Here is a 351-nt window from a genome sequence, read left to right as displayed (position 1 = left end):
ACGCCAAGCAGCCCGGCCATCATAGTTGAACGCCAGCTTAAAACTGGATCGCCAGGCCAATAAACACGAATAACAACAAGACCAATGCAGCCAGAGATGATGAATCTCAATGTAATAAAATCAACCGGTCCAAAATCTCCCATCATGTAAGGCGATAGAAAATTAAGCGCCCAGCTGAAGGTGGCAAATACCGCAGCTGCCACCCCCAGCGCGTAGGATCTGGTCATTAGCGCTCCTCAGTAGGCAACCTTCAGGGACATCAGATGACAGGCCCACAATACGTGGAAGTGCGTATTTCCTCGCCGTCATTGATGTCGATAAATTGCGAGCCATAGGCGGTCTGGGTCGGCC

General features: G+C 51.0%; 1 pseudogene. It reads right to left on the bottom strand.

Going from position 1 to position 351, the window contains the following annotated elements:
• A pseudogene (locus tag AAEZ05_RS27970) lies at window positions 1-227 on the bottom strand (DMT family transporter); the annotation flags it as partial.
• Window positions 228-351 lie beyond the last annotated feature (124 nt).

Origin of the sequence: Pseudomonas sp. HY13-MNA-CIBAN-0226, from assembly GCF_040310305.1 — a bacterium.
GTDB lineage: Bacteria > Pseudomonadota > Gammaproteobacteria > Pseudomonadales > Pseudomonadaceae > Aquipseudomonas > Aquipseudomonas gregormendelii.
This window is presented reverse-complemented; position numbering and strand designations above follow the sequence as displayed.